The sequence below is a fragment of the Sphingosinicella sp. genome (genome assembly GCF_052388015.1).
Taxonomy (GTDB): domain Bacteria; phylum Pseudomonadota; class Alphaproteobacteria; order Sphingomonadales; family Sphingomonadaceae; genus Allosphingosinicella.
Window position 1 is genome coordinate 1 of the sequence record NZ_JBQTIN010000014.1, and the last position, 5,899, is coordinate 5,899.

Genomic DNA, 5,899 nt, shown 5'->3' on the forward strand with positions numbered 1-5,899 from the left:
ATCTCGATATCGTCGACTGTGCTCGGCAGCATGTAGAGCCACGAGCCGTCGGCGCGGCGGATGACCGGGTCGCTGAGCAAGGCCGGATCGAGATGCTGAGGCCCGCGGATCAGATCCGGCCATTCGATTTGAGCGTCATGATCGAGCCGGAACCGCCAGTGCGGGCGGCGCCCCCCGGCCTCATAAGCCACCTTGTCCGCATCGCTGAGCGCCAGCGCGGCGCGGTCGTAGATCGGCGGGAGGCCGCGCCCGAGCGCCACCTTGCGCTTCAGCTCCAGTTCCTGCGCGGTCTCATAAGCGGGATAGGCGCGGCCCACTTCGACCAGGCGGGCCAGGGCCGCCTCGTAACGGTCGAACCGCGCCGACTGGCGTTCCTCCCCGTCCGCCGCGAGACCGAGCCAGGCGAGATCGGCGCGGATCGCTTCCGCATTCTCCTCGGTCGAACGTTCCTGGTCGGTGTCGTCGAGTCTCAGCAGGAAGCGGCCATCGTTCTTCCGCGCCCACAGCCAGTTGTGCAGCGCGGTGCGGATATTGCCGACATGGAGCCGGCCGGTCGGCGCGGGCGCGAAACGGGTGACGACGCTCATCACGCGCGGCTCTATGCGCCGCCGCTGGCGCGGGCAACGCTCTTGCCTTCGCGCGCCTTGCTCGCCACTAGCGCGGGGCGCGCTGGAGGATATTCGTCGAATGAAGCTGTTGTCGGGCAATTCGAACCCGCCGCTGGCCCAGGCGATCGCGAGTTATTGCGAATTGCCGCTGACCCAGGCGAGCGTGCGCCGCTTCGCCGACGAGGAGATCTTCGTCGAGATCCACGAGAATGTGCGCGGCGAGGACGTCTTCGTGATCCAGTCGACGTCCTACCCGGCGAACGACAATCTGATGGAGCTGCTGATCTGCATCGACGCGCTGCGCCGCGCGTCGGCGAAGCGGATCACTGCCGTCCTGCCTTATTTCGGCTATGCCCGGCAGGACCGGAAGCCGGGGCCGCGCACGCCGATTTCGGCCAAGCTGGTCGCCAATCTGATCACCACCGCCGGCGCCAACCGGGTGCTTTCCGTCGATCTTCACGCCGGCCAGATCCAGGGCTTCTTCGATATCCCGACCGACAATCTCTATGGCGCGCCGGTGATGTCGGCGGACATCCAGGCCCGCTTCACCGGCAAGCCGATCACTGTCGTGTCGCCGGACGTCGGCGGCGTCGTCCGCGCGCGGGCGCTGGCGAAGCGGCTCGACAACGCGCCGCTGGCGATCGTCGACAAGCGCCGCGAACGCGCCGGCGAATCGGAGGTGATGAACATCATCGGCGACGTCGAGGGGCGCTTCTGCATCCTGATCGACGACATCGTCGATTCGGCCGGCACCCTGTGCAACGCCGCCGCCGCGCTCAAGGAAGCGGGCGCGGCCGGAGTGATGGCTTATTGCACCCACGGCGTGCTCTCCGGCGGCGCGGTGGCGCGGGTCGAGACGTCGGTGCTGACCGAGCTCGTCATCACCGACTCGATCGCGCCGGATGAGGCGGCGGCGAAGAGCGCCAAGATCCGCATCCTCACCATCGCCCCCTTGCTCGCCGAGGCGATCACCCGGATTGCCGACGAGTCGTCGGTCTCCAGCCTGTTCGACTGACGTGGCGGACGAGCGGTCGAACATCATCCAGGTCACGCCCTTCCTCGGCGTCCGCGATCTCCAGGCTTCGCTCGACTTCTACACCGGCATATTGGGCTTCGGCGCTTATGCGGTCGGCGGGGGCTATGCCTATCTCGAGCGCGAGCGGGCCGGCATTCGCCTGCTGGAGCTGAATGCGATGGGCGAGCGGGAGGTGCATGTGCTCACCTGCTATTTCGACGTGCATGATGTGGATGCGGAACATGCCCGCCTCGCCGACGCGCTGGCGACCCTGCCCACCGGCCGCTGGAAAGGGCCGGTCGACCAGCCCTACAATCAGCGCGAGCTGATCGTGCAGGATCCGGACGGGCATATCATCACCTTCGGCCAGGGGATCGGCCCCAACGTCGGCCAGTGGGACTATCGCGACCCGCCGTCATAAGAGGGAGCATCATGCCGACCGTCCTTATCGCCGGCGCCAATCGCGGGATCGGGCTTGAATTTGCGCGCCGCTACGCCGCCGCCGGCTGGGAGGTGATCGGCACCGCCCGCGATCCGGAGGCAGCCGGCGACTTGCGCGCGGTGGCGCGCGTCGAGCGGCTCGACGCCTCCGATCTCGACCGCGTCGCCGCCCTGGCGTCGGCCAGGGAGGGCCGGCCGCTCGATCTCCTGATCGCCAATGCCGGCACTTATGGGCCCCGCCGGATCGAGACGGCCGAGGATGGCGAGGGCTGGCTGGAGACGCTGAGCATCATGGCGGTCGCGCCGGTGCTGCTCGCCAACGCGTTGCTGCCCAACCTCCGAGCCGCCAACGGCAAGGCGGTGGCGATCACCAGCCGGATGGGGAGCATCGACGACAACAATAGCGGCGGCTTCATCGCCTATCGAAGCGCCAAGGCGGCCTTGAACGCCGCCTGGACGTCGCTCGCCATCGACAATGCCGGCCTCGCCTTCGCCTTGCTTCATCCGGGCTGGGTGCAGACCCGTATGGGCGGCGCTCAGGCGCCGCTGCCGACCGAGGAGAGCGTCGCCGGGATGATGCGGGTGATCGACGGGCTGAAGCCTGTCGGCCGCGCGCCGTTCCTCGATTATCAGGGCGAGACCGTCCCCTGGTGAGGCCTTGCCAGAATGGGCCGCTCTCTCTATAGGCGCGCCCTTTCCAGCGACTGGAAGAATCGAACCGCCCGGCCATCAAGGGCTGCCGTGGCTGTTCATGAACGTCCGCCAAGCGCGGCAGAAGGAGACGAAATGCCCAAGCTCAAGACCAAGAGCGGTGTGAAGAAGCGCTTCAAGCTCACCGCCACTGGCAAGATCAAGCATGGCGTCGCCGGCAAAAGGCACCGCCTGATCAGCCACAATGCCAAATATATCCGCCAGAACCGCGGCACCGACGTGCTCGCCGACGCCGACACGGCGCGGGTGAAGCTCTGGGCGCCCTACGGCCTGAAATAAGGAGGTTCTGACAGATGGCACGCATCAAGCGCGGCGTCACCACGCGCGCCAAGCACAAACGGATCCTGGAGCAGGCGAAGGGCTATTACGGCCGCCGCAAGAACACGATCCGAATCGCCCGCCAGGCGGTCGAGAAGGCGGGGCAATATGCCTATCGCGACCGCAAGGTGAAGAAGCGCTCTTTCCGCGCCTTGTGGATCCAGCGGATCAACGCGGCGGTGCGGATGGAGGGCCTGACCTATGGCCGCTTCATGCACGGCCTGAAACTCGCCGGCGTCGATCTCGACCGCAAGGTCCTGGCCGACATCGCGATGCACGAGGGCGAGGCATTCAAGGCGATCGTCGCCCAGGCGAAGGGCGCGCTGCCGGCCGAAGGCTGAGCCGCTCTTCAACCGAATTCGAAGGGCGCGGAGGCGATAAGCCTTCCGCGCCCTTTGTCTTAGTGCGCCGTCTCGGCCGCGATCGAATAGCGGGTCGTCGCCGCGTCGGTACCGGGGCGGTAGGTGAGGCGCAGCCATTCGTTGCGCGCCTTGCGCTCGTCCTCGAACGGCCCTGACATCGTCTCGCTGCCCGGAACGATGACACGGAAGTCGGGGCCTTCATATTCGCCGCCGACGATCCAGTAGCGGGTGGTCATGCGCTGTCTCCTCAGGCTGCCCGGACGAACTGGGCGGTTTCGGTCGATTCGGCGAGGGCGACGGTCGAGGCCTCGCCGCCGGCCAGCGTTTGCGCGACCAGATCGAAATAGCCGGTGCCGACCTCGCGCTGGTGGCGGGTGGCGGTGTAGCCTTCCGCCTCGCTGGCGAACTCGGCCTGCTGCAGCTCCGAATAAGCGGCCATGCCGCGGTCGCGATAGCCGGAGGCGAGCTCGAACATGCCGTGATTGAGGCTGTGGAAGCCGGCGAGGGTGACGAACTGGAACCTGTAGCCCATCGCGCCGAGCTCGCGCTGGAACCTGGCGATCGTCTCGGCGTCGAGCTTCGCCGCCCAGTTGAAGCTGGGCGAGCAATTATAGGCCATCAGCTTGCCGGGGTGCTCGCGCTGGATCGCCTCGGCGAAACGGCGCGCCTCGCCGAGATCGGGATGGCTGGTCTCCCACCAGAGCAGATCGGCATGCGGGGCGAAGGCGAGGCCGCGCCTGATGCAATGATCGAGGCCGGTGCCGTCCTTCAGCCGGTAGAAGCCTTCGGCGGTGCGCTCGCCGGTCAGGAACTCGCGGTCGCGCTCGTCCACGTCAGAGGTTATCAACCTGGCACTCTCCGCGTCGGTGCGGGCGACGAGCAGGGTCGGGACGCCGCAGACGTCCGCCGCCAGCCGCGCCGCGTCGAGGTTGCGGATATGCGCCGGGGTCGGGATCAGCACCTTGCCGCCGAGATGGCCGCACTTCTTCTCGGCGGCGAGCTGGTCCTCGAAATGGACGCCGGCGGCGCCCGCCTCGATATAGGCCTTCATGATCTCGAAGCAGTTGAGCGGCCCGCCGAAGCCGGCCTCGGCGTCGGCGACGATCGGCGCGAACCAGTCGCGCTTCGCCCCGCCCTCCATATGCTCGATCTGGTCGGCGCGCTGCAGGGCGCGGTTGATCCGGCGGGAGAGCTCGGGACCGGCATTGGCGGGGTAGAGCGACTGGTCCGGATACATCGCGCCGGCGGTGTTGGCGTCGGCGGCGACCTGCCAGCCGGAAAGGTAGATCGCCTTCAGGCCGGCGCGGACCATCTGCATCGCCTGGTTGCCGGTGACGGCGCCGAGGGCGTTCACATAATCGGTGGTGGTGAGCAGCTCCCACAGCCGGCTGGCGCCGCGGCGGGCGAGGCTGTGCTCGATCGGGATCGAGCCGCGCAGCCGCGCGACCTCGGCCGGCGTGTAGGGGCGCTCGATGCCGGCGAAGCGGCCAGCGGGGGCGGGGACGAGATGGCTGAAATCGGTCATCGGGCTTCCAAAAGTTACACTAAAGTTATGCCAAAAACGCTCTTTCACCGCGCCGCGACAGAAGGAAAATAGTCAGGTAGTCGTGTTGCGACTTGCGACTCTTGTAAATATTTGACAGATTGACTGAATGGCGGAGCGCAAGCTGTTCCTGGGCGGGCGGATCAGACGTCTCAGGCGCGAGCTGGGGCTGAACCAGAGCGCGATGGCGGCCGAGATCGGCGTCTCGCCCTCCTATCTCAACCATATCGAGCGCAACCAAAGGCCGGTGACCGCATCGGTGCTGCTGCGGCTCGCCAACGCCTATGATCTGGACCTCAAGGCCTTCGCGGCCGAGGGCGGCGAAGCGACCGGGCCAGACCAGCTCGCCGAGATTTTCGCCGATCCGATGTTCGCCGATCTCGCCGTGCCGCGTTACGAGCTGCTGGAAGTCACGGACAGCGCGCCGGCGGTCGCCGACGCGGTGGCGCGGCTCTATGCGGCGCTCGGCGATCTCAGGCGGCGGCCGGCGGCGGAGGACGCGGACGACGCCTCGCCGCTCTCGCCGGAGAGCTGGGTGCGCGACCATATCCAGGCGAGCCGCAACCATTTCCCCTATCTGGAGGAGGCGGCGGAGACCTTGGCCGGGGCGCTCGGCGACCCGCTCGCCATCGCCGAGCCCCTGCGCCGACGCCTGAAGGAGGGGTTCGGGATCGAGGCGCGGGTAGTGCCGCCCGAGCTGATCGATAGCGCGAGCCAGCATTACGACCTGCACCGCAAGCGGCTGATGCTCTCCGCGTTGCTCCGCCCCGAAAGCCGCGCTTTCGCGATGGCCTATCAATTGGCGCTGATCGAGTTCCGGCCGCTGCTGGAGCGGATGATCGAGGCCGCCGCGCCCTCCGACGCGCCGACGCGCCGGCTGCTCCATATGAGTCTCGCCAAT

The 5,899-nt window shown here is 67.5% G+C and carries 9 protein-coding genes; 6 read left to right on the forward strand and 3 right to left on the reverse strand.

The window, feature by feature from the left end; all coding sequences use genetic code 11:
- Positions 1 to 587 (reverse strand): glutamate--tRNA ligase (locus ACT4N3_RS00900; protein WP_444853320.1); only part of this gene is annotated, 587 nt, incomplete at its 3' end.
- A gap of 100 nt (positions 588 to 687) precedes the next feature.
- Between ACT4N3_RS00900 and ACT4N3_RS00905 the strand changes: the two genes are divergently transcribed.
- The 5 genes from ACT4N3_RS00905 (at position 688) to rplT (ending at position 3,434) form a co-directional block, all read left to right on the forward strand.
- A complete protein-coding gene (locus tag ACT4N3_RS00905; RefSeq protein WP_444853321.1) occupies positions 688 to 1,623 on the forward strand; it encodes a ribose-phosphate pyrophosphokinase in 936 nt (311 codons plus the stop codon).
- A gap of 1 nt (position 1,624) precedes the next feature.
- Complete coding sequence (locus ACT4N3_RS00910) at positions 1,625 to 2,044, forward strand: bleomycin resistance protein (protein ID WP_444853322.1); 420 nt, start codon at positions 1,625 to 1,627, stop codon at positions 2,042 to 2,044.
- 11 nt (positions 2,045 to 2,055) lie between these two features.
- Entirely contained in the window at positions 2,056 to 2,718 is a 663-nt protein-coding gene (locus ACT4N3_RS00915) for an SDR family oxidoreductase (RefSeq protein ID WP_444853323.1), read from the forward strand.
- Positions 2,719 to 2,850: 132 nt separating this feature from the next.
- Positions 2,851 to 3,054, forward strand: a complete 204-nt coding sequence (gene rpmI, locus ACT4N3_RS00920) for a 50S ribosomal protein L35 (protein WP_187715526.1) — start codon at positions 2,851 to 2,853, stop codon at positions 3,052 to 3,054.
- Positions 3,055 to 3,068: 14 nt separating this feature from the next.
- The gene (rplT, locus tag ACT4N3_RS00925; protein ID WP_444853324.1) at positions 3,069 to 3,434 is read left to right on the forward strand and encodes a 50S ribosomal protein L20; all 366 of its coding nucleotides are present in this window, start codon (positions 3,069 to 3,071) and stop codon (positions 3,432 to 3,434) included.
- Between the two features lie 59 nt (positions 3,435 to 3,493).
- On the opposite strand, the gene ACT4N3_RS00930 is transcribed toward rplT, so the two are convergent.
- Positions 3,494 to 3,691: a DUF4170 domain-containing protein gene (locus ACT4N3_RS00930; protein WP_444853325.1), complete on the reverse strand. Its 198-nt coding sequence runs from the start codon at positions 3,689 to 3,691 to the stop codon at positions 3,494 to 3,496.
- 11 nt (positions 3,692 to 3,702) lie between these two features.
- Positions 3,703 to 4,980 (reverse strand): isocitrate lyase, encoded by a 1,278-nt coding sequence (gene aceA, locus ACT4N3_RS00935; RefSeq protein ID WP_444853326.1) that lies wholly within the window; start codon positions 4,978 to 4,980, stop codon positions 3,703 to 3,705.
- 127 nt (positions 4,981 to 5,107) lie between these two features.
- Between aceA and ACT4N3_RS00940 the strand changes: the two genes are divergently transcribed.
- On the forward strand, positions 5,108 to 5,899 hold a 792-nt coding region (locus tag ACT4N3_RS00940; RefSeq protein WP_444853327.1), incomplete at its 3' end, for a helix-turn-helix domain-containing protein.

What these genes read in the sequence shown, in the direction of transcription:
- ACT4N3_RS00905 (WP_444853321.1), top strand. Translation starts at nt 688, where the DNA reads ATGAAGCTGTTGTCGGGCAATTCGAACCCGCCGCTGGCCCAGGCGATC.
- ACT4N3_RS00915 (WP_444853323.1), top strand. Translation starts at nt 2,056, where the DNA reads ATGCCGACCGTCCTTATCGCCGGCGCCAATCGCGGGATCGGGCTTGAA.
- rpmI (WP_187715526.1), top strand. Translation starts at nt 2,851, where the DNA reads ATGCCCAAGCTCAAGACCAAGAGCGGTGTGAAGAAGCGCTTCAAGCTC.
- rplT (WP_444853324.1), top strand. Translation starts at nt 3,069, where the DNA reads ATGGCACGCATCAAGCGCGGCGTCACCACGCGCGCCAAGCACAAACGG.
- ACT4N3_RS00930 (WP_444853325.1), bottom strand. Translation starts at nt 3,691, where the DNA reads ATGACCACCCGCTACTGGATCGTCGGCGGCGAATATGAAGGCCCCGAC.
- aceA (WP_444853326.1), bottom strand. Translation starts at nt 4,980, where the DNA reads ATGACCGATTTCAGCCATCTCGTCCCCGCCCCCGCTGGCCGCTTCGCC.